Below are 20,222 nucleotides of genomic sequence, written 5' to 3' on the forward strand. Positions count from 1 at the left end.
TTAGGCTAACCGACTGTCATTCCTCCATCGACGACCCATGCCGCGCCGTTGACATGCGCAGCCGCATCGGAAGCCAAAAAAGCGACGACCTCGGCGATGTCCTCGGGACGTCCAAGGGGCGCCGATCCCGCCCGTCGCAAGCCGCCCATCGTGGCGCTGCTTTGGCGATCGAGCTCGCGGATCATCCGCGATTCGGTCGGGCCGGGGAGAACGGCATTCACCCGGATTTGCGTCCCCACCACCTCCAGCGCCGCCGTTCGCGTCAGCCCAAGCACGGCATGCTTGGAGGCGACATAGCCGGCAAGGTTGGCGCGGCCGCGGATCGCCGAGGTGGAGGCGGTGTTGACGATGGCACCGAGCCCGCGCGGAATCATCCGCGCCAGCACATGCTTCAGGCCAAGGAAGACACCTTTGACGTTGACCTGAAGCAGGCGATCGAACGTGTCATCGGGGTACACGTGCAGCGGCGCGACCACGCCTTCGATTCCCGCATTGTTGGCAAAGATGCCGATTGGTCCGAGCCGCGTCTCGACCGCATCGACAAAGCTTGCAGTCTCCATCGCGCTGGAGACATCCGCAACCAGCGCCATCGCCTTGCAGCTTTTGTCTTGCACAAGGCCCGCCGTGCGCGCGGCGGCGGTCTCGTCGATATCGACGATCGCAACCGCGCTGCAGCTCTCCGCCAGGCGTAGCGCGATCGCGCGGCCGATGTCGCCGCCGCCTCCGGTGACGAGCGCCACCGGCCGATCCACGTCGGGCGACAGGCTCATGATTTGAGGAAATCGCAGCCGCCTTCCTCGAGAGGCCGCCAGGCCTCGTCAGGCGCGATCGCCTTGACAAGCTTGTAGTAGTCCCAGGGATATTTCGATTCCTGCGGCTTCTTCACCTCGAACAGATACATGTTGTGCAATTTGCGGCCGTCGGCGCGAATCGTGCCCTTGCCGAACAGCGGATCGTCCGTCGGCAGTTTCTTCATCTGTTCCACGACCACCTTGCCGTCGTCGGAAGCCCCGAGTTGATCGACCGCTTTCAAGTAATGAAGCGTGGCCGCGTAAGCGCCCGCATGCAGCGCCGTCGGATATTTATCGTTGTTGCGCGGGGCAAAGCGCTTGGTCCATGCGCGCGTCCCTTCGTTCAGATCCCAATAGAAGGATTCGGTGAACTGCAGCCCTTGCGCCGTGTTCAGCCCGAGGGAATGCACGTCGCTGAGATAGAGCACGGTGGCGACCACGCGCTGACCGCCGCGCGAAATGCCGAATTCGACCGACTGCTTGATCGAATTGATGGTGTCGCCGCCTGCGTTGATCAGCGCGATGATCTCCGCCTTCGAGGCTTGCGCCTGCAGCAGGAAGGATGAGAAGTCCTGGGTGTTGATCGGCGTGCGCACGCCGCCGACAACGCTGCCGCCGAGCTTCTGCACCACAGTCTTGATGTCCTGCTCCATGGAGTGGCCGAAAGCGTAATCGGCCGTCAGCGTGAACCAGGTCTTGCCGCCCTCGGCGACGATCGCGCGCGCCGCACCGGTCGAGAGCGCGTAGGTGTCGTAGGTCCAGTGCACCAGATTGGGCGAGCAGGCCTTGCCGGTAAGATCCGAAGAGGAGGCGCCGGTGACAAGGATCGCCTTGTTCTTTTGCTGCGCGACGTTGCGCACGGCGAGCGCGACCGCGGAGTTCGGCACGTCGATGATCACGTCCACATTGTTGCGATCGATCCATTCGCGGGCGATGTTCGCGGCAAGATCGGCCTTGTTCATGTGATCGCCGCTGATCACCTCGATCGGCCGCTTGATCTTGTGCGGGCCGGCGAGAAAATCCTCGACCGCCATCTTCGCCGCCGCCAGCGAGCCCGGGCCGCTCACGTCGGCATAAAGGCTCGACATGTCCGTGAGCACACCGAGCCGCAGCGGGGTGGTATCATCCGCCCGCGCGGTGAGGCCGCCCATCGACAATGCAAGACCGCCGGCGCCGGCCAGAAAGTGCCGGCGGCTCAGCGGGAAAACCGCGTCCTTCATCAACTCCTCCCTGTTGTTCGGCTCGATTTTCGGCAAAGCCGATCGTTTGCCCGCACTTTCCTCGCGCGGATCGTTACGGAATCAAACGTTCGATCAGCCGGCGATCCTCGACCTCGAAGCCGCCGCCATAGACATCCGACACCATGAATTGCGCGCCCACAATCTCCGGCTTCAGATCGGCGATAGGATCGTAGTCGGAATGATGCAGCGTCATCACCGCGCGGCCCGGCTTTGGCGGTGAATATTTCAGCGGCGTGCGGCGATAGGCGATGTCGGCGTAGGCCGTCTCCAGCCGCTCGGGGTGCGGCAAGCGACGCACATGGATCTCGCCGCCGGGCTGCTCCGCGCCGTCGACGATGCGCACGACCGGCGCCGTAGGATCCGGCGTGAAGCTGAACGCGGCCAGCGGGATGCCGCGCCGCGTGACCGATCCGACGATCGAGCCGTCGGGCCGCTCGTCGAACGAGTAGTTCGCATCCTTCTTGGTGTAGCCGAAGACTTCGCGACCGGCGCAGATGCCCATTGGGTCGCTGCAATACATGAAGATGTGCGTCTCGGTGAACAGACCCTTGTAGCGGACGGGAACGGTGATCATCAGGTCGAACATCTGCCCAGCATGCAGCGCCAGAGAATGGCCGGGCGAGATCATGAAGCGGAAGGCGACGCGGTCGTTGACGATCTCGAAGGGCGTGTCCGAAAGCAGAGCCTGCACCTTCGACGGCGCGACGCGCGTCATGATCTCGAGTGTGCGCAAGGTGCAACCCCATTCCACCGGATAGGCCGGCGAATAGGGTGGATTGACGCCGCTGTTCGGCTTCAGCCGGTACTTGCCGAACATGTATTTCTTGGGATCGTCGAACTCCGTCATTGCAACTCTTTCCGTGGTCTTCGCTTGAGGCTCGTCGGATCGCGCCGGCTTGCGCATCGGCGTCATGCTGCCCGCTGGTCGTCCTGCTCGATTTTCATATATGCCGTTATAATTGCATATATGAAATCAAATTTCGAGCGCGAGTCAAGCGGCCCGGCCTCGCTGTCCGCATACGTCGATGGATTTTTACTCGTTCGGATTTCGGGGGAAGCAAGACGGCGCGTGGGTCGCCGAAGGTAGTGGCGTGCCTCGCGCTCGCCCCATGCTCGCCAGAGGCTTGATAGCGTCCGGTCGTTGGGGATCGTCGCGAGCCTCGACTAACTGGCGGACTCCATTTTGCTCGCCAGGCTCTCGGCTGCGCTCACTCGAGTCGCGTTCGTGCGGTCGAGTTCGATTGCCTATGCGGACAACTCGTCCATTGCCGCAAAGGCGCGGCCGATCTCTTCCGCATTGCAGGACTTGCTGATCAATCCGAGCGGCGCGGAATATCCGCCCGGGTGAGATCGATCGCCCCCACGCGGAACTCGAAGCCGCACCTATCCGCGGCGTCATCTGACAATGGAGATCAGCTTAGCAATTACAGGGGAGGCGCTGGCTGCCGCCGCGCGGCATTGACCGGACGCCGGTTATTGCTCCGGCGCGAGCCGGACGAACTGGCGGCCGCCATTCATTTCCTTGAGCTGGTTGACGTATTCCTCAGGACGTGTCCAGCGCACAGGCGTTTTCAGTCCCATGTATTCTGCGATGCTGCCGATAAACGCAGTGCAATTGGATATTTCGGCGCTCCAGACCGGTGAGTTCGCCTGCAATTGCTTGATGTAGGCGAAAACTTTTTTGGCGTCCGCCTCGTTCAAGTAGACCCGGTAACTGGCGGTCAGATATTGCGGATCAAGATCGCCGTAGCTTGCGCCGGTTTCGGAGGGGACCCACATCACGTAACCGAGCATGTAAGCGAGCGTGTCTCCCGCAGGGGTCAGACCCGCGACTTCAACCTCTCGCTGGCTTGTCTTCCCATACCAGACAAAGGCGTGTCCCCAACTCGCCGCCGTTCTGGCTCTGAAGTCCACGTAATACGGGCCCTTTGCCGAGCCCATTCGTCGAGCAGAACCTGGCGCCGGATTCGACAGAGTGGCTGCCTCACCGGAAGCAAGCGCATTCGCATCAGCGGTGCGCTTGGAGACCTCCCGGCTCTGGGAATTGAGGCGTTCCGAACCGGCACGCGCATCAGCCTCGTGCGCCGAAGCTGATTGGATGTTGCAGGGGAGCAGGACAGCGAGCATCAATCCCGCAAGCAGGCCTAACGTCTTCGCTTTATTTGCCACGCTTCGCCCCTCAACTCTCGGCAACAAGATTCGGCGAGACCTTAGGCCAAGTCGCGTATCAGTAGCGTGACACGACGGGGCCGGGGGCCTTGCCGATCGGCGCCTTCCCGATCGGGGCTTTGCCGATGGGCATCTTGCCGATTGGAGCAGGCTGAGGCGGGATGGGCTGCGGGTGCGGGAGGTCGGCAGCGCAAGCGGCGCTCACCATAGCAAGCGTTGCACCCGCGACAATCATGACTTTCACCACGACACTTCTCCTTTAGGTTAGAAGAAACAAGCAGTTAGCTGCTGAGTTTTCCCGTCGATACCGCGTAACCATGACCGCCGGAATACGTCCAGAGTGCGGCAAATGTGACGCGGTTCAGGAATAGGTCTGCAGTGCGGCAGATATGACACAGGTGGGAGCCGACGCTATTCAATCGGTGAAGCCGACGTCGCGACTGCTGCGGTTCTGTTGCGGGTCTTTCGCCCCCTTCGCGCGCATTCAGCGATACCCCTTTAGATGTCCAAGCATCGTGTTGCACGCTTCCTCCGCGCTCGCGAACGTATTGAACGGCGAGCCGCCGATCCTGATTGCGCCTCTGTTGAAGTCGAGCGGACGCCATGAGGCCGTATAGCCGGAGCGTCCCCGAAATCCGGGGCCAGCCGATTCGTCGTGGCTGATCACAAAGGAAAAGCCATCGCTATTGGCGCTCCATAATTCGATGCGCTCGATGGTACGGTTGAATTGCAAGGGCATGACCGAGCCTTCACCGGGAATCGAACTCGATTGAGCGTGACGCAGTTTTTCGGCGCGCGCGTTAACCTGCGATATGTCCCGGCGATCAGATTGTGGACGAGTGCCCGATGGAACCATCTGCATGCGCCCGCAGTTACGCGACGGGCCACATTCCCCCCTGCCCCGTGGCCCAGACACGGTCCCGTCTTGGTGATGCGAGACGGGGCCGTGTTTTTTTCATCGCCGTGCGGCGTTGTCGTTGCGAGAAACGAAAGCGACGATCGGTGACGGGGCAGGCTTGCCAAAAGCCTCAGCTATCATCCAGCTTGTTGAGGTCGCGCACCGACTGCATGATCGGTTCGAAATTGGCGCGTGCGTCCAGGGCATCGAACAATTGCGCGGTGTCGGACAAGAGCCCGTGGCTGCGCTGGATCGCGATGCGCACATCCTCCTGCGGCGTGTCGGAGAGCCGGCCGTGGCCGGACAGCAGGATCTTCGAGTTCAGGCCCTTGAGCCGCTCCAGCGACTGGATGTAGTCGGAGATCGAGCCCGAGCCGAATACGCCGCCCATCACGCCGCCGGGCATGAGAGTGTCGGCGGCGAACAGAAGGCCCTTGTCGGGGTCGAACAGGGATATGCAGGCCGAGGTGTGGCCCGGCGTATACAAGACGTCGAGGCGGAAATTGCCGAGATCGATCATGTTGCCTTCTTCGAGCCAGATGTCGATATCGATCGGCACGTTCGGCTCGTTGAACATCTTGCGCAGCATCGAGAAATCATCGCGCAGCGTGATCTTGTTGGCGGCCAGCCGGTGCGCGGCGATATAGGTGCGGCTGTTGTTGAAATGATAGGCCGCGCCGATGTGATCGAGATGCTCGTGGCTCAGCACCACCATGTCGATCTTGTCAGGTGTTACGCCGACATGGTTGAGGCAGGCCAGGAGATGCGGATAGTTCGAGGACAGCCCGACATCGATCATGATGGTCCGCTTGCTGCCGACGACGAGATAGCTGTTGGCTGCGCGGTTCTTGAAGCGGACCTGGTAGACGTCAGGGGCGGCCAGAATCAGCGTGCAGACCTCGTCTTCGAGCAGGATCTTGAACGGGTTGGGCCAGCGGTCGCTCATGCGTTTGCCGCAGCCCGGTAGGTGCGATCGTTGGACGCACGCAAGCGCTTGCTGAGCGCATCCATCACCATCAGCGCAAAGGCCGGCTGCTGGCTGACCAGATAGACGAAGCGGGCGTGATTGATGCGCATCACGCGCGTGTTGGGCGCCGCGACGACCGCACTTGCCGAACGGGCAGAGCCGTCGATGACGGCCATCTCGCCGAAGAACTCGCCCTTGCCGAGGGTGACGATCACGGTCTTCGTATCGCCCCTGATCTTGGCGATCTCGACCTGACCGTCGAGCACCACGAACAATTCGCGGCCCGTGGAGCCCTCTTCAAAGATGACGTCGCCGACGCCGAACTCGTGGATGCATTTCTCGATCGCCATGGCTCGCCGGCCTCCTGGCTCCCGTCCTGCAAGGCCATGTTAGTCCGGAATCAGAGGCGCGCAAACGACGCCTTGAGCGGGACGATCGCTTTGCCGCAGAGCAACATGGCCGAGATTGAGGCAGGCGCTGCCACAGCGCCTCCATGGTCTGGACCCAAATCCGCCCCGGATAATTCCCTAAAATTTCAGTAAGGCGGCCGCCGTTGGAGCGGCGGTAACGAATTGGCAAGCAATGAAAGTTAGCAAATGGTCAATCTTTGCGGGAGATTTTTGACGTGAGCGAACTTGAAGCGCGGCAGAACGGCGACGAATCCGGCTCCCTTGGCGCTGGGAGTCATGAGTCCGCTACTCCCCAGGAGCCCGCCACGATCGACTCCCCGCTGATTGCGCCCGATCACGAGGCGCCGAAGGCGGACGCCAAGATCGATCCGCCCAAGGCGGACGAGGCCAAGGTCGAGCCGCCGAAGATTGAGGCGGCAAAACCTGAAATGCCGAAGGCCGAGCCGTTCAAGGTCGAAGGTCTCGGCACTGAAGCTTCAAAGGCCGCCACTGCGGCGGAAGCGCCGCGCGTCTCGCGCGAGCTTCTGATCATGTCGCCGCGTGAGCGTAATTGGGAGCAAAGCGAGCATTCCTGGGAGAGCCAAACGGCCGAACCCAAGCGCGATACGGAAGCGCCCTCCAAAACATCGGGCATCCGCCGCTTCGCGGCGATCGCTGCGATGCTGGTGCTGGGGGTGATTGCCGGCGCGGCCGGCGGAGCCCTGGCCACCGTCGGCGTGGCGCACTTTACGCAAACGGCCCCGGCGCCGTCGCCAAATGCGGCGCTTGAGGCTTCGGTGGCACGGATCGATGCCGATATTGCGGCGCTCAAAGCTGGCCTGGAGCAGACCTCCAAGGCGAGCCAGAGCCAGTTCAACAAGACGAACGATCGGCTCGACCGTATCGAGAAGGCACAGGTTGAGCCCACTGCAAAGCTCGCCAAGCTCAGCGAGGCCATCGATAAGCTGCGCACGGCTCCCGCTGCCGGTCAGGTGGTGGCCTCCGCGACCCCGGCCGCTGCGAAAGAGGCCACCGGCTCGGTGACGGCGCCCGCGGGCGCGCAATCCTTGCCGATGCCGCAAGCCTCCCCCAATGCCGCCGCGCCCAAGAGCGAGGTCGCCCGGCTGCCGACAGTTGACGGCTGGGTGCTGCGCGAGGTTGGCCATGGCGGAGCGCTGATCGAGGGACGGAGTGGTCTTTACGAGGTCTATGCCGGCGATCCGGTGCCGGGGCTGGGCCGCATCGATGCGATCCGCCGCCAGGACGGCCGCTGGGTCGTGGTCACCTCGCGCGGCCTGATCGTGGCGCGGTAATCCGCCCTTCACAAATTGCTGTTGCGAAGGCGCTTCACTCCAACGTGAAGCGCCTTCGTCCTTGAATAGGCCCCTTGTTGCGGTGTTACTGCGGGCATGGGCCACCTTATCCGCTCGCTGCTGCTTCTCGCGCTTCTGCTTGGCGGCACGCCTGCCTCGCTAGCGGCCGACAATCCTCCGCTCGAGCGCGGGGCCGCGATCATCGATCCCTTCGCCTTGCGCGCGCTCGATGCCGGCCGCTTTGGCCTTGCGCGGATGCTGGCGCCCGCGCGCGTCGAAAGCGGCCCGCTCACCAATGCCGAACTGTTTACGCTGCCCGCAATGGGACCGGTGCGCAAGGCCTTGGATGACGAGTTCGACCGCTACGTCGCGCGTCACAAGGCCGAGCTTCCCAATGAGAGCATCGGCGTCGGACCATCGTTCGATTTTCAATTGTTCGATCGCGCGGCACTGACCTTGCCCGATACCCGCTTCGTGTTGTCCGGCATTGTCAACCGGATGGACCGCGCCTATGTCGATCCCGCCGGCTGCGGCGAGATCAGGCTGATCTACCGCTTGACGCAGACGAAAGCGGCCGAGATCGGTGAAGCCTTCGTTTCACCTCGCCTGCCGATGACGCTGAACCTCGTGCTCAAGGCGAAGCGGGATGGCCAGATCGATGCCAATGGTGCGGCGATGACCTGTGGCGAGATCGCCCGCCGCTGGCTTGCCACCGCTGATCTCCAGATCACGGGAGACGAGCTTGCGGCGACACTCACGGGAAAGGGCGGCGCGCTCGATTCCGTCATGCCGGAAAACATCCTGCGTATCGAGACCAATCTGCAGATCGCGCATGCGCCGAAATCGGCGGCGCGCGATTTCCGCACCGACTATCTGATGAAGGTGTTCGATTATGACGCCAAGACGCGCGCCTTCGAGGAAGCCCCGCTGGAGGACGAGATTGATCGCGCGCGGCTCCTGGCCGACAAGGATCTGCGACGCGAGTTCAAGGACTGGCTGCTGAACCCCGCGCATTTCGACGAGCTCGACCGCGGCACGGTGCTGATTCCGGACAAATTCCTGGCCAAGGGCGCAATCGCGCCGACACCGGTCGGCTTTGCGGTCTCGGAGCTGCAGCCGGCCTTCGGACTGGTCGCGGGCCAGGACGGCACGAGCGATCCGATCTTCAGCGAGGGCGATGTCGTCGGCGCGCTGCGAGACGCCGCCGAGCGCGGCATAAAGTTGCAGAACATTCGCTCGGTCGCGGGTTTCGAGCGCCGGCTGAACGACATCACCTGCGCCGGCTGTCACCAGACGCGTGGCATCGGCGGCTTCCATTTCCCCGGCGTCGACTGGATGGCGGCAAAGCCCTCCAACACCATCGTCGTGCCTGCCTCACCGCATTTCTTTGGCGACCAGGTCAGGCGGCGCGATATTCTCGCCGCGTTCGGCGACGGCAGAGAGCCCGATTTCTCCCGCGGCTTCTCCAGTCGCCCGCAACTACGTGGCTCAACCGAGCTCGCCGGCACCGAGTATGAAGACGGCTGGGGTGCGCACTGCTATGCGCAGTCCTCCAGGGCGAGCGAGAACGACCCCAGCTTCCGCTCCTGGAACTGCGCCGAAGGCCTCGCCTGCCAGGCGATGACCCCGGCAAGCCGGATGGGCATGTGCTTTGTGAACAACCGGTAAGCGCCAAGGCCGTTGAGCAGCAGACATCATTTCACGCTAAGCTGAGGCGCGGCGAAGTCGGGACCTGAGCTTGAGGCACGGCGATGAACGATGTAGGCAAGGATGACAGAGAGCGTAATCGTGTGATCGCAAAGAACGAGGCCGAGCGCCAGACCACCGGCGATATCAGGGTGAGCGGCTGGGCCCTCGCTTTTGCGATCATCGTCGGCTTGATCGCGCTTTTGATCGTCTGGGCCTGGCTCAACCGCTAGCGCATCCCCGATCAAGTTGCAGAGCCGGACGAGCACCTTCAACCAAGCCCGTCATTGCGAGGAGCGCAAGCGACGAAGCAATCCAGACTGTATCCGCGGTGAGAGTCTGGATGGCTTCGCCTGTCATCGGGCCGCGTCGCGCGGACCCGTCGGCTCGGAATGACGGCTCTCTCACGCGACCGCGCCCGACGCTCGCAGTTTTTCGATCGCCGCTTCATCATAGCCGGCCTTGTGTAGGATCTCCTCGCTATGCTCGCCGATTCCGGGCGGCTTGCGAGGCTGCACTTTCTTCTCGCCGTCGATCCAGATCGGGCTGCTCACGGTGAGCATAGTGTCATTCTCGAATGGCACCAGCACGCCATTGTCCAGCATCTGCCGATCGTTCGGAATGTCGTCGAGAATGCCGACCACGCCAAACACCAGGCCGTTGCCGTCGAGCAGCTTGCGCCACTCGGCCAGCGTCTTGGTCGCGAACACCTCATCAAAAATCCGGATCAATTCCACCGAGCGCGCATGGCGATCGGCCTTGGTCGCAAATCTCTCGTCCGTGACTAGATCGTCCCTGCCGAGACAGTGCGCCAGCGTCGGCCATTGCCGCTCCTCGTTCAAAAGCGAGAGAATGATCCAGCGGCCGTCCTTGCACTTGTAGTGATTGGTCACGGCGTTGAGCGCCTGCTCGCGCGGCCGCCGCCGGGAGAATTTGGCGCCGCAAAGCTTGGCCTGCGCCAGCACGCCGTTGGCCCAGACGCCGTTCGCCATCAGATTGGTGCTGACATGTCCGCCCTTGCCGGTGCGTTCGCGGCGGTAGAGCGCGGTGACGATCGCGCTATAGAACGCCATCGCGCAGGGGTGGTCGCCCATGCCCGCCACCGAGCGGGCGGGCGTCGTCTCTTCATCGGCGCGGACGAGATCCATCAGGCCCGAGCGCGCCCAATAGGCGTTGCTGTCAAAGCCGGGCTTATTGGCCTCCTCGCCTTTCTCGCCATAGCCGGTGAAGGAAGCATAGATCAGCCGATCATTGAGCGGCGCGAGCTTGTCGTAGGTCAGCCCAAGCTTTTCGCGCACATTGGGCGGAAAGTTCGTGATGAAGACATCGGCTTCCGCGACCAGGCGATACAGCACCGCCTGCGCCTCCGGCTTGCTGAGATCGAGCGCAATGCTCTTCTTGTTGCGGGCCTCGAGCATCCAGGCGAAATTGTGCTCGCTGTGCGGATAGCCCGGCAGATTCGGCAGGTTGCGATAGGGATCGCCCGAGACTGGCGGTTCGATCTTGATCACATCGGCACCGAAATCCGACAGCACGGTCGCGGCCGCGGGTGCCGCGATAAAGCTCGCGCAATCCAAAACTTTCAGCCCTTCGAAGATGCCTTTTTCCATGTCTGGCGTCGCTCCCGTTTCTTGCTGTTGTTCCCGCGCGATGGAATTATCGATGTTGGCTAGCGCAGATCAGATGTCATTTGACCGAGTTTGCTGCGGGATGCAACGGCGCTTTCACCCTGTGCGGAGAGAGGGCGAACTATTCCTCGCCGGAAAGCAGCGCGGCGTTGCCTCCGGCGGCGGCGGTGTTGATCGTCACCGTCTGCTCGGTGGCGAAGCGCGCGAGATAATGCGGCCCGCCCGCCTTGGGTCCGGTGCCGGACAGGCCGAAGCCGCCGAATGGCTGCACGCCAACGACGGCACCGATCATGTTGCGGTTGACGTAGACGTTGCCCACTGAGAGCGCGTCGATCACGCCTTCCACCGTGTCGTCGATGCGAGAGTGAATGCCGAGCGTCAAGCCATAGCCGCTCGCCCGGATCGCGCGCAGCACGTTCTGAAGCCGGTTGGCGCCAAAGCGGACGACATGCAGGATCGGCCCGAACACCTCCTCGGTGAGCTCCGAGGCATCGGCCAATTCGAAAATGTGCGGCGCGACGTAATTGCCTGGCGGCGCAGTTCCTGCAAAATGCATCCGCGCCTGTCTCTTCATGCGTGCGATATGCGCATCCAACCGCTGCTTGGCTTCGGCGTCGATGACCGGGCCGACATGGGTCGCGACATCGCGGACGTCACCGATTTTCAGCTCTCGCGCCGCACCGGCAATCATCTCGATCATGCGATCGGCGACGTCGTCCTGCAGGAACAACAGGCGCAAGGCCGAGCAGCGCTGGCCGGCGGAACGGAATGCGGAGGTGACGACGTCGTCAGCGACTTGCTCTGGCAGCGCGGTTGCATCCGCAATCATCGCATTGATGCCGCCGGTCTCGGCGATCAGCGGGACGATCGGCCCATCTATCGCGGCAAGCGCCCGGTTGATGGCGCGCGCCACCTCGGTCGAGCCGGTAAAGACGACGCCGGCAATGTCCGGGTGACCCACGAGCTTGGCGCCGATTGCGCCGTCGCCGGGCAAGAGCTGCAGGGCGGACGGGGGGACACCTGCCTCAAAGAGCAAACGGATCATCTGCGCCGCAATCAGCGGTGTTTGCTCGGCCGGCTTTGCGACCACGCTGTTGCCGGCCATCAGCGCCGCCGTGATTTGGCCGGTGAAGATCGCGAGCGGAAAATTCCAGGGCGAGATGGCGACGAACACGCCGCGGCCGCGCAGACGCAGCACATTGCTTTCGCCGGTCGGGCCCGGCATCGGCTGATCTTCGCCAAACAGCTTGCGGCCCTCGCTCGCATAGTAGCGGCAGAAGTCGGCGGCCTCGCGCACTTCGGAGAGGGCGTCGTCAAGTGTCTTGCCGCCCTCGCGCTGCAACAGCGCGATGAAGTGAGCCGCACGGCGCTCCAGGAGATCAGCGGCTTTCTCGAGGATTGCGGCACGCGCCCGCGCCGTCGTCGGGCTCCAGCGTGCAAAACCTGTGCGGGCGGCCGCGACTGCCTGGTCGACCTGAGCTTGTGAAGCTTCAATGAAGCTCCCGATCGATGTCTGGAGATCGATAGGGCTTACCACCGAACGCGCCGGACCGGCGGCCGCCGTGCCATCGATCAGAGGTGCCGCGTTGACCGGCGCGGCTTCGCCTGCGATCGCGGTGAGCAGTCCCTGCAGGGACGCGCGCTCGCCAAATTCGATTCCGCGCGAATTCTTCCGCTGCGGCAACAGCAGGTCGCGCGGCAAGGGAATGTTCGGATGCTGCGCTTTCTCAGGCGCGCCAATGATGTCGGCGGGCCTGCGTAGCAGGGTTTTCAGCGGGACCGCTTCGTCGGCCGCCAGCGCCACGAATGAGGAGTTGGCGCCGTTCTCCAAAAGACGTCGCACCAGGTAGGCGAGCAGATCGCGGTGGCTGCCGACCGGCGCATAGGTGCGGCAGGCGATGTCGGGGCGCTCCTCGCTCAAGCGCTCGTACAGCGCTTCGCCCATGCCATGCAAGCGCTGGAATTCGAAATCGCGGCTGTCGCCGGCGAGTTCGAGCACGGTCGCGACGGTCAGCGCATTATGTGTGGCGAATTGCGGGAACAGCCGCGGCCGCAAATCGAGCAGCTTTCGCACACAGGCGATGTAGTTGAGATCGGTCATCGCCTTGCGCGTAAAGACGGGATAGCCGGGCAGGCCGCGCTCCTGCGCGCGCTTGATCTCGGTGTCCCAATAGGCCCCCTTGACGAGCCGCACCATCATGCGTCGGCCAAGCGCACGCGCCAGCGCATCGATATGCTCGATGACGTCGGCGGCGCGCTTTTGATAGGCCTGGATCGCGAGCCCAAAACCGTCCCACCCGGAAAGCAAGGGATCGGAAAAGGTCGCGTCGATTACGTCGAGCGACAATTCCAGCCGGTCGGCCTCCTCGGCGTCGACGGTAAAATTCAGATCATGGGCCTTGGCCTGGCGCGCCAGCTCGATCAGCCGCGGCACCAGTTCGTCCATCACGCGTGCGCGGCCGATGGCCTCGAAACGCGGATGCAGCGCCGATAGCTTGACCGAAATGCCCGGGCGGTCGGGCAGGGGGCGGTTGCGCGCGGTGTGGCCAATGGCGTCGATTGCGCTTCGATAGGCGCCGAAATAGCGTTCCGCGTCAGCAGCGGTGCGTGCGCCTTCACCCAGCATATCGAAGGAATAGCGCGAGGGCCGCTCCGAATGCGGTTGCGTCCGCGCCAGCGCCGCTTCGATGGTTTCGCCCAACACAAAATGACTGCCCATCAGCCGCATCGCCTGCCGTGTGGCGGCGCGCACGGCAGGCAGCCCCAATCGCTTCGCCAGGCGCCCGATCGTTCCTTGCGGCGTCTCGCCCGGCTGGATCACGCGCGCCGACATGCCGAGCGCCCAGGCCGAGGCATTGACCAGGAAGGCGCTGGATTTGGTTTCGTGATGGATGAAGTCGCCTTCGCCCAGCTTGTCTTCGATGAACTGGTCGGCGGTGCGCGCGTCAGGCACGCGCAGCAATGCCTCGGCCAGCACCATCAGCGCCAGCCCCTCCTTGGTGGAGAGCGCGAACTCGCGCAGCAGGTCCTCGACGCCGCCCAGCCGATCGTCCTTGGTCCTGACGGCCTCGATCAGGCGCGTGGCGAGGCGGTCGATCCGACGCTCCTGCTCCGAATCCATACGCGCGATTGCGAGCAGTTGTCTCGCAATCGGGATATCGTCCGGCGCATAAGCGGCGGTGAACGGCGCAAGAGGTGCGGAATCGGTCATGGCGTGCGCAATTTTAGCACGCAACCGGACCTCGCAGGAAAAGCCGCTTTAGCGCAGGAACGCGATCCGTTCCCGCCAAATGCAATTCGAAAATCGGAAAATCGCCCGTGCAGCTCGGCTGGAGTGCGCGGCCGGGGAGCTAGACCTTCAGGTTCTCGGCCGAGGTTTTGCCGCGATTGGCAATCTCTTCGTATTCAATGCTCTGCCCTTCATTGAGCGTGGTCAGTCCAGCCTTGTGCACCGCCGAAATGTGAACGAACACGTCCTTTCCGCCAGTCGAGGGCTGGATAAATCCGTAGCCCTTGGTCGGGTTGAACCACTTGACCGTACCTTTAGCCATTACGTCGTCTCCGCGGGATCAAAAAAATCAAATAAGCCGACGGCCCCCGCAGGCCGTTGTCTCGGACCTGCAAGAATACGCGGATTATAGGTTTCATGGTAGCGTAAACAACGGCGAGATTGTTGCCGGAAATGTTCGATATCGAGGCGCATTTTAAGCATTTTGCCTGTTTCGCGGTCATTTCATGGACCGTATCGGCCGGGCTGAACTGCCGCCGATCGAGCGAAGCGCGCCCGCTTAGAGGAGCGGATGCGCATCGCCAGCCCTCAATAGGTCGCCGCAAGATAGTCGACGATCTTGCCGATGTCGGCATCGTCGATCGGGGCGCCATAGAGCTTGATCATCTTGGTCACTTCGGCCTGCCAGAAGTCTTTCTTCGATTTCACGTTGCGCGGCTGAGTGACGACATAGTCGGCGGAGTGACAGCCGGTGCAATTGTTCTTGACCACATCGAGGTTCGGGCCCGGTTTGAAGGCCGCGGTCTCTTCCGGCAGCTGATAGGAGACCGGCGCCGCGAAAGCCTCGACCAGACCAAGCGCAGCAATCGAAGTGAGCGTGAGGAGAAAAGAGCGCATCATGTTCATCGCTCCTCAAGCCACATTGACGCGAACGGTTTCGACGACGTTGCGCATGTAGCCGGCCGGATTCCATCGCGGCTCCATCGGCTGGGTTTCGCCTGCCGTGTTGGTGGCGCGCACCTTCAGCTCATAGCTGCCGGCGGCAAGTTTGATCGGCAGCCCCCATTCGCGGAAGGAATATTTGCCGAGATCCTCGCCCAGCTTGGCCGGAGTCCAGTTCTTGCCGCCGTCGGTCGAGACCGCGACTTCCTTGATGCCCTTGCCGCCGTCGAAGGCGATGCCCTTCAGCCTTGCGGTGCCGGCCTTCAGCTTGGCCCCATCGGCGACGCTGGTGATGAAGGAGCGCACGTCAAAGCGGTTGATCGGGATCGTCGCCTTCGGCGCGGTGCCCGGCTCGACGCAGGCGCAGGGCGTGTCCGGGATCCGATAGGCCGTCTTCATCCAGAAGCCGTCGAATTCGTTGTCGATGACAGTGATCTCGTTGAGGTGCTTGACCCAGTAGGTGCCGTAGTAACCGGGCACGACCAGCCGCAGCGGAAAGCCGTTGAGGAAGGGCAGGTCATCGCCGTTCATGCCATAGGCCAGCATCACCTCGCCGTCGCGGGCGTGATCGATGTCGAGCGCCTTGACGAAGTCGGGCGTCTTGTCGCTGACCGGCCCGTCCATGCCGTTCAGGGTGATCTGTTTCGCGCCCTGCTGGACGCCGGCCATATCCAGCACCGTCTTGAGCGGCACGCCGCGCCAGCGCGCATTGCCCATGGCGCCGTTGGCGAGTTGCCCGCCGGGGACGCGCGGATCGAAAAAGCCGCGGCTGTTGCCGGAGCATTGATTGACGGCGACGATCTCGACCGCCTTGAGCTTCCTGATGTCCTTGAGCGAGAGGTTGAGCGGCTTGTCGACCTTGCCCTTCACCTGCAAGGTGAACTTGTCCGGGTCGAGATCGAGCGGCAGGCCGGCCAGATGATAGCGCACGAAGAACGCGTTGTTCGGCGTGATCGGACCGTCATTGAAAACCGAGAACGGAGTCTCCAACTGCGGCGGCCGACTGGTCAGGCCGATCAACGGCCGCTTCTGCGGATATTTCACGAGCGGCCGTTCGCCATTCTCGAAGGGCAGGGTCACCGTATCGAGCGCGAAGGCTTTCGCCGCGCCCAATCCCGTCGCGAGGGCGGCGAGGCCGGCGCGCTTCATCAATTCTCGTCTGTCGAGCATTTTGTTGGCTTCCTCCGAAGCATTTTCTGTCGCCGGTCATCACCGGCGCATCATGTTTCACGGTCGCCTTGGGTGAAGTCAATTCATGCTTTGGCAGCGCTCGGCTGCTGCTGCGCTGCAGCGCAATCGCGTGATGCCGCTCAAGCAGCAATGGCGTCCAGGCTATCGACGAGAGCGAGCAGCGTCTTCGCATTTGCGACGACATGGACCGTCATAGGCTCGGCGCGTCCGCGAATGGCCACGTCCTGCCGCGGCAGGTCGTCGGCGGTCACGCTCGCGGTGGCGCACACTTCCTCCGAGACGAGGGCCTCGCAGGTGAGGCTCTTGGTCATGTCCTGCAGCCTTGCGGCAACATTGACGGCGTCGCCAAGCGCCGTGAACACCATGTGATCGCGGTAGCCGATATCCCCAACGATCACTTCACCACCGTGAATGCCGATGCCGAAGCGGATCGGCTCGCGCAGATCGTGCGCGAGAAACTGGTTCAATTCCTCGACATTGGTGGCGATAGCTGCCGCCGCCCGCAGCGCCTGGCGGCTCGCCGTCCCGGCATCCGTGGTAAGCCCGAACAGCGCCAGCATGCCGTCGCCGACGAACTGGTTCGGCTGCCCGCCGCAACTGATCACGGCCTGCGATACCGCGGCGAGAAACCGGTTGACGATAAAGACCGTGTCGAAAGGCAATCGGTGCTCGGCAAGCTGGGTCGAGCCGCGCATGTCCACGAACAGGCTGACGAGATAGCGCTCCTGCCCGATCCGCGCGGGGTAGGTGGCATGGGCGTTCGCCGAGATCGTGCTCGGGGTGAACAACTGGAAGAAGGAGAGGTCGGCGGTGGGGCGGAGCTGGCAGGCCAGGCGGATCGACGGGTCGGCCGTACCGACCCTGCTCAGCACGAAGGCTTCGCGTTGCGAAGGCTCGGGCAGGCTACTGCAATCGCCGATCACGCGGATGCGGCAGGTCGAGCAGCGCGCCCGGCCGCCGCAGACGCTCGCATGCGGCACGTTATGGCGCAGGCTCGCTTCCAACACGCTGAGGCCTTTCGGCACGCGGACGGTCTTGCCGTTGCCATAGGAGAGGGTGATCATGCCGCCACGTCGCTCGTGCAACTCGCGGGCGCCTCTTGCGAGCACGGAAAGCCCGATCAGGCCGAGATAGCCGAGCAGGGCGTAGTCCGTGACAGCGTCCAGCACATCCCCCTCTGCCGGCGTCCCCACCTTCCGCGCAGAGAGATTCTCGTCCTGCCATTCCGGGCTTGCGCTCTCTGCGATGATGGTCCGGCCCCCCTGATAGAATCCGAGCAGAGCCAGCGTCGGAACCAGCACGGCTGCGGCGAGCAGGAACGGCGCCGCCCAACTGTAGAATTTCTTCATGCGCAGCCAGAAGTGCAGACCGATGGACGCATGCGTCCAGGCGACGAGCAGAACGGTCGTGATCTGCAGGCCCTTGCCGGGATGTCCAACCCAGAAGGCATAAAGCTCCTGCGGATAGAGCTTCTCGTGGTCGAACAAGGTCCGGCCGAGCCGCACGCTGACGATATGACTCATGACCAGGAGCGGAATGCTCAGTCCGAGCGCGAGCTGCAGGGGCTCCATGGCCTTCCAGCGGAATTCCCGACGCTGGTATAGTGCCCAGATGCCGAGACCCATGTGCAACAGCGCGGCCGTATAGAACACCACGGCGACGGGGAGGAACCGCCAGAACAGCGTGTGATAGTAGACGCCGGTCTGCATCGCCTCGACCGAGATGTTGCCGAGCGCGTGGTTGAGGAAATGGCTGATCAGATAGGCGAACAGGATCAGCCCGCAGACGAGACGGACCTGGCGTGCGCCGATGCCGCGCAGCCAGTCCTGCAGCCTTTCCCGGTAGCTGATGGCCACGTGGTCCATGGAAGCATGACCCGCTTGCGCGACGTTTATTCCTTGCGGGGATACCGCTTCATGGGTCATCCCAGCAAGCCAGCCGACGGAACTTTACACCTCCCGAGCACCTCTGGGCGAAGGAATAGTGTATAGCCGCGGCGCGGGGCTTGCCGGCGTTGACACCCCCGATCCAGTCGTGGAAAAGCGCGCCGTGACAACTGCCCCGCCCGAGATGATCCGCGGCAAGCCGGATCCGGTTTCCCATCGGCCATTGCTGGTCGCCGCCGTCGTCATCGCCGCGATGACGGCCTTGCGCATCGCCTATGCCTGCCTGATCGATCTGCGCACCGACGAGGCCTATTACTGGACCTGGTCGAAGGAAAATGTGCTGTGCTTTCTCGATCACCCGCCGATGATCGCATGGTTCATCCGGCTGGGCACCGCGATGTTCGGCGACACCAATTTCGGCGTCCGCTTCGGCGGCATCCTGGCGATGCTGGTGACGCAGCTTTTGCTCGCCGATATCGCAAGGCGCGTGACGCATGACATTCGCGCGATCGTGCTCGCGCTGCTGCTGCCGGAGGCCGCGGTCTATTATGGGCTGTTGATGGCAAAGGTCGCGCCCGACGTCGCGCTGATCCCGTTCTCGGTCGCGATGGTCTGGGCACTGGTGCGGCTGGTGGAGAGCAATGATGCGCGCTGGTGGCTCGCCGCGGGGACATTTGGCGGCCTGTCGCTGCTATCGAAGTTCACCGTGGTGATGTTCGTGCCGGCCATCATCGCCTTCGTGCTGGTGCCGGACTGGCGGGCGCGTTGGCTGAAAAGCCCATATCCGTTGCTTGCGGCCCTGATCGCGCTCGCGCTGTTTTCGCCCGTCCTGATCTGGAACGTGCAGCATGACTTCGCCTCGTTCCGCTTCCAGCTCGTGCGGGCGACGGCCAACCACGACATCACGCTCCGCACAGTTGCCGACTATATCGGCCTGCAATTCGGGCAGGTCGGTTTCGTGGTGCTGCCGGTGGTGCTGTCGGGTCTCATTCTGACGGCGCGGCGCGGCTATCTCGGGCGCGAGCCGGTCGCGATCCTGCTGTCGACCGCGGTGATCGTGCCGTTCCTGTATTTTCTCTGGAAGTCGCTCACGCTTCGTGTCGGCGATACCTGGCCGATGTTCATGTGGCCGGTCGGCCTTGCCGCCGCCGCGATCAACATCGCGATGCTGCCGCGCGAAGGCTGGCCGGCCTGGATGATCAGATCGACGATCTGGTGGGCGAATACGGCGGTCGTGTCGGGTCTCGTGACGGTCGTCCTGGTCTTTCTCTACGCCGTCGCGAGCCCCTGGAATCTGATCGGCCGCGCCGATCCGATCGGCGGCGAAGCGGGCTACGGGCCGGTGGCGGCGCGGGTGCAGGCGCAATTGGACAAGACTGGCGCGACCTGGATCGCGACCACGGACTACCGCACCTATGCGATGATGCGCTGGTATTTCAATGGCCGGGTGCCGGTCATCCAGATCAACGAGCGCGGCCGCTTTCAGGGCTTTGCCGATCCCGGCATGGACAAGATCGAGGGCCACACCGGTCTTTATGTCGCGCGCGAGCCCGACAACAGGCTCCCGCTCTGGGACCTGACCACGGCCAAGCGCGAGCCGCTGGAGCGCGTCGATCGGGTCTGGCGTGGCAGCGTGATGGACACCTATTCGCTCGATAAGCTCACCGGCTGGACGCCAGAACTTAATCCGCCGCCCGACTCGCCCTTCTTCCGCTGGCGCGTGCTGGCGGGCGATATCTGGGTGCCCGACGCCGCAGTGGCCTAGGCTCCCAAGCCAGTCCCGTCATCCTGACGCACGAGCGTCAGCGAGCCTCGAAGGATAAATGGACCCGCTGCGACAGCCCGGCCGTCGCTCTTCGAGACGGCCGCTGCGCGGCCTCCTCAGGATAACG

17 protein-coding genes are annotated in these 20,222 nt (G+C 63.3%); 4 read left to right on the forward strand and 13 right to left on the reverse strand.

The genetic code is table 11. From position 1 onward, the window contains the following. Positions 1 to 5: 5 nt before the first annotated feature. The 7 genes from F758_RS0108715 to F758_RS0108755 form a co-directional block, all read right to left on the reverse strand. Positions 6 to 770 (reverse strand): SDR family NAD(P)-dependent oxidoreductase, encoded by a 765-nt coding sequence (locus tag F758_RS0108715; RefSeq protein WP_051386767.1) that lies wholly within the window; start codon positions 768 to 770, stop codon positions 6 to 8. Continuing rightward, positions 767 to 2,011, reverse strand: coding sequence for an ABC transporter substrate-binding protein (locus F758_RS0108720; RefSeq protein WP_084305177.1), 1,245 nt, complete (start codon positions 2,009 to 2,011; stop codon positions 767 to 769). The genes F758_RS0108715 and F758_RS0108720 overlap by 4 nt, the downstream gene beginning before the upstream one ends. A 73-nt stretch (positions 2,012 to 2,084) precedes the next feature. Then, positions 2,085 to 2,879, reverse strand: coding sequence for an acetoacetate decarboxylase family protein (locus tag F758_RS0108725; RefSeq protein WP_198026438.1), 795 nt, complete (start codon positions 2,877 to 2,879; stop codon positions 2,085 to 2,087). 626 nt (positions 2,880 to 3,505) lie between these two features. After that, the gene (locus tag F758_RS0108735) at positions 3,506 to 4,201 is read right to left on the reverse strand and encodes a hypothetical protein (RefSeq protein WP_024507510.1); all 696 of its coding nucleotides are present in this window, start codon (positions 4,199 to 4,201) and stop codon (positions 3,506 to 3,508) included. A gap of 484 nt (positions 4,202 to 4,685) precedes the next feature. Further along, the gene (locus F758_RS0108745) at positions 4,686 to 4,940 is read right to left on the reverse strand and encodes a hypothetical protein (protein ID WP_024507512.1); all 255 of its coding nucleotides are present in this window, start codon (positions 4,938 to 4,940) and stop codon (positions 4,686 to 4,688) included. 289 nt (positions 4,941 to 5,229) lie between these two features. Then, positions 5,230 to 6,045, reverse strand: coding sequence for an MBL fold metallo-hydrolase (locus F758_RS0108750; RefSeq protein WP_024507513.1), 816 nt, complete (start codon positions 6,043 to 6,045; stop codon positions 5,230 to 5,232). Beyond that, positions 6,042 to 6,416, reverse strand: coding sequence for a Crp/Fnr family transcriptional regulator (locus F758_RS0108755; protein WP_024507514.1), 375 nt, complete (start codon positions 6,414 to 6,416; stop codon positions 6,042 to 6,044). The genes F758_RS0108750 and F758_RS0108755 overlap by 4 nt, the downstream gene beginning before the upstream one ends. Positions 6,417 to 6,691: 275 nt before the next feature. Between F758_RS0108755 and F758_RS0108765 the strand changes: the two genes are divergently transcribed. The 3 genes from F758_RS0108765 (at position 6,692) to F758_RS50755 (ending at position 9,687) form a co-directional block, all read left to right on the forward strand. After that, positions 6,692 to 7,768, forward strand: coding sequence for a hypothetical protein (locus F758_RS0108765; RefSeq protein ID WP_024507515.1), 1,077 nt, complete (start codon positions 6,692 to 6,694; stop codon positions 7,766 to 7,768). Positions 7,769 to 7,864: 96 nt separating this feature from the next. After that, the gene (locus F758_RS0108770) at positions 7,865 to 9,436 is read left to right on the forward strand and encodes a hypothetical protein (protein WP_035721338.1); all 1,572 of its coding nucleotides are present in this window, start codon (positions 7,865 to 7,867) and stop codon (positions 9,434 to 9,436) included. An 83-nt stretch (positions 9,437 to 9,519) separates the two neighbouring features. After that, a complete protein-coding gene (locus F758_RS50755; RefSeq protein WP_198026439.1) occupies positions 9,520 to 9,687 on the forward strand; it encodes a hypothetical protein in 168 nt (55 codons plus the stop codon). Positions 9,688 to 9,858: 171 nt separating this feature from the next. On the opposite strand, the gene F758_RS0108780 is transcribed toward F758_RS50755, so the two are convergent. From F758_RS0108780 to F758_RS0108805, 6 genes are all read right to left on the reverse strand, one after another. Then, on the reverse strand, positions 9,859 to 11,064 hold the full coding sequence (locus F758_RS0108780; RefSeq protein ID WP_024507517.1) for a CaiB/BaiF CoA transferase family protein: 1,206 nt from the start codon (positions 11,062 to 11,064) through the stop codon (positions 9,859 to 9,861). A gap of 139 nt (positions 11,065 to 11,203) precedes the next feature. Continuing rightward, a complete protein-coding gene (gene putA, locus F758_RS0108785; protein ID WP_024507518.1) occupies positions 11,204 to 14,293 on the reverse strand; it encodes a bifunctional proline dehydrogenase/L-glutamate gamma-semialdehyde dehydrogenase PutA in 3,090 nt (1,029 codons plus the stop codon). A gap of 139 nt (positions 14,294 to 14,432) precedes the next feature. Further along, positions 14,433 to 14,633 carry a cold-shock protein gene (locus tag F758_RS0108790; protein ID WP_024507519.1) on the reverse strand — a complete coding sequence of 67 codons (201 nt, stop codon included), beginning with the start codon at positions 14,631 to 14,633 and terminating at the stop codon, positions 14,433 to 14,435. A gap of 266 nt (positions 14,634 to 14,899) precedes the next feature. Next, positions 14,900 to 15,211: a SorB family sulfite dehydrogenase c-type cytochrome subunit gene (gene sorB, locus F758_RS0108795; protein ID WP_024507520.1), complete on the reverse strand. Its 312-nt coding sequence runs from the start codon at positions 15,209 to 15,211 to the stop codon at positions 14,900 to 14,902. A gap of 12 nt (positions 15,212 to 15,223) precedes the next feature. Beyond that, positions 15,224 to 16,423 carry a SorA family sulfite dehydrogenase catalytic subunit gene (gene sorA / locus F758_RS0108800; RefSeq protein ID WP_024507521.1) on the reverse strand — a complete coding sequence of 400 codons (1,200 nt, stop codon included), beginning with the start codon at positions 16,421 to 16,423 and terminating at the stop codon, positions 15,224 to 15,226. A gap of 140 nt (positions 16,424 to 16,563) precedes the next feature. Then, entirely contained in the window at positions 16,564 to 18,309 is a 1,746-nt protein-coding gene (locus F758_RS0108805) for an adenylate/guanylate cyclase domain-containing protein (RefSeq protein WP_051386770.1), read from the reverse strand. Positions 18,310 to 18,514: 205 nt separating this feature from the next. Here F758_RS0108805 and F758_RS0108810 point away from each other — a divergent pair, with 205 nt between their 5' ends. Then, positions 18,515 to 20,095 (forward strand): glycosyltransferase family 39 protein, encoded by a 1,581-nt coding sequence (locus F758_RS0108810; RefSeq protein ID WP_035721437.1) that lies wholly within the window; start codon positions 18,515 to 18,517, stop codon positions 20,093 to 20,095. Positions 20,096 to 20,222 lie beyond the last annotated feature (127 nt).

Origin of the sequence: Bradyrhizobium sp. ARR65 (assembly GCF_000472385.1) — a bacterium.
Classification (GTDB): domain Bacteria; phylum Pseudomonadota; class Alphaproteobacteria; order Rhizobiales; family Xanthobacteraceae; genus Bradyrhizobium.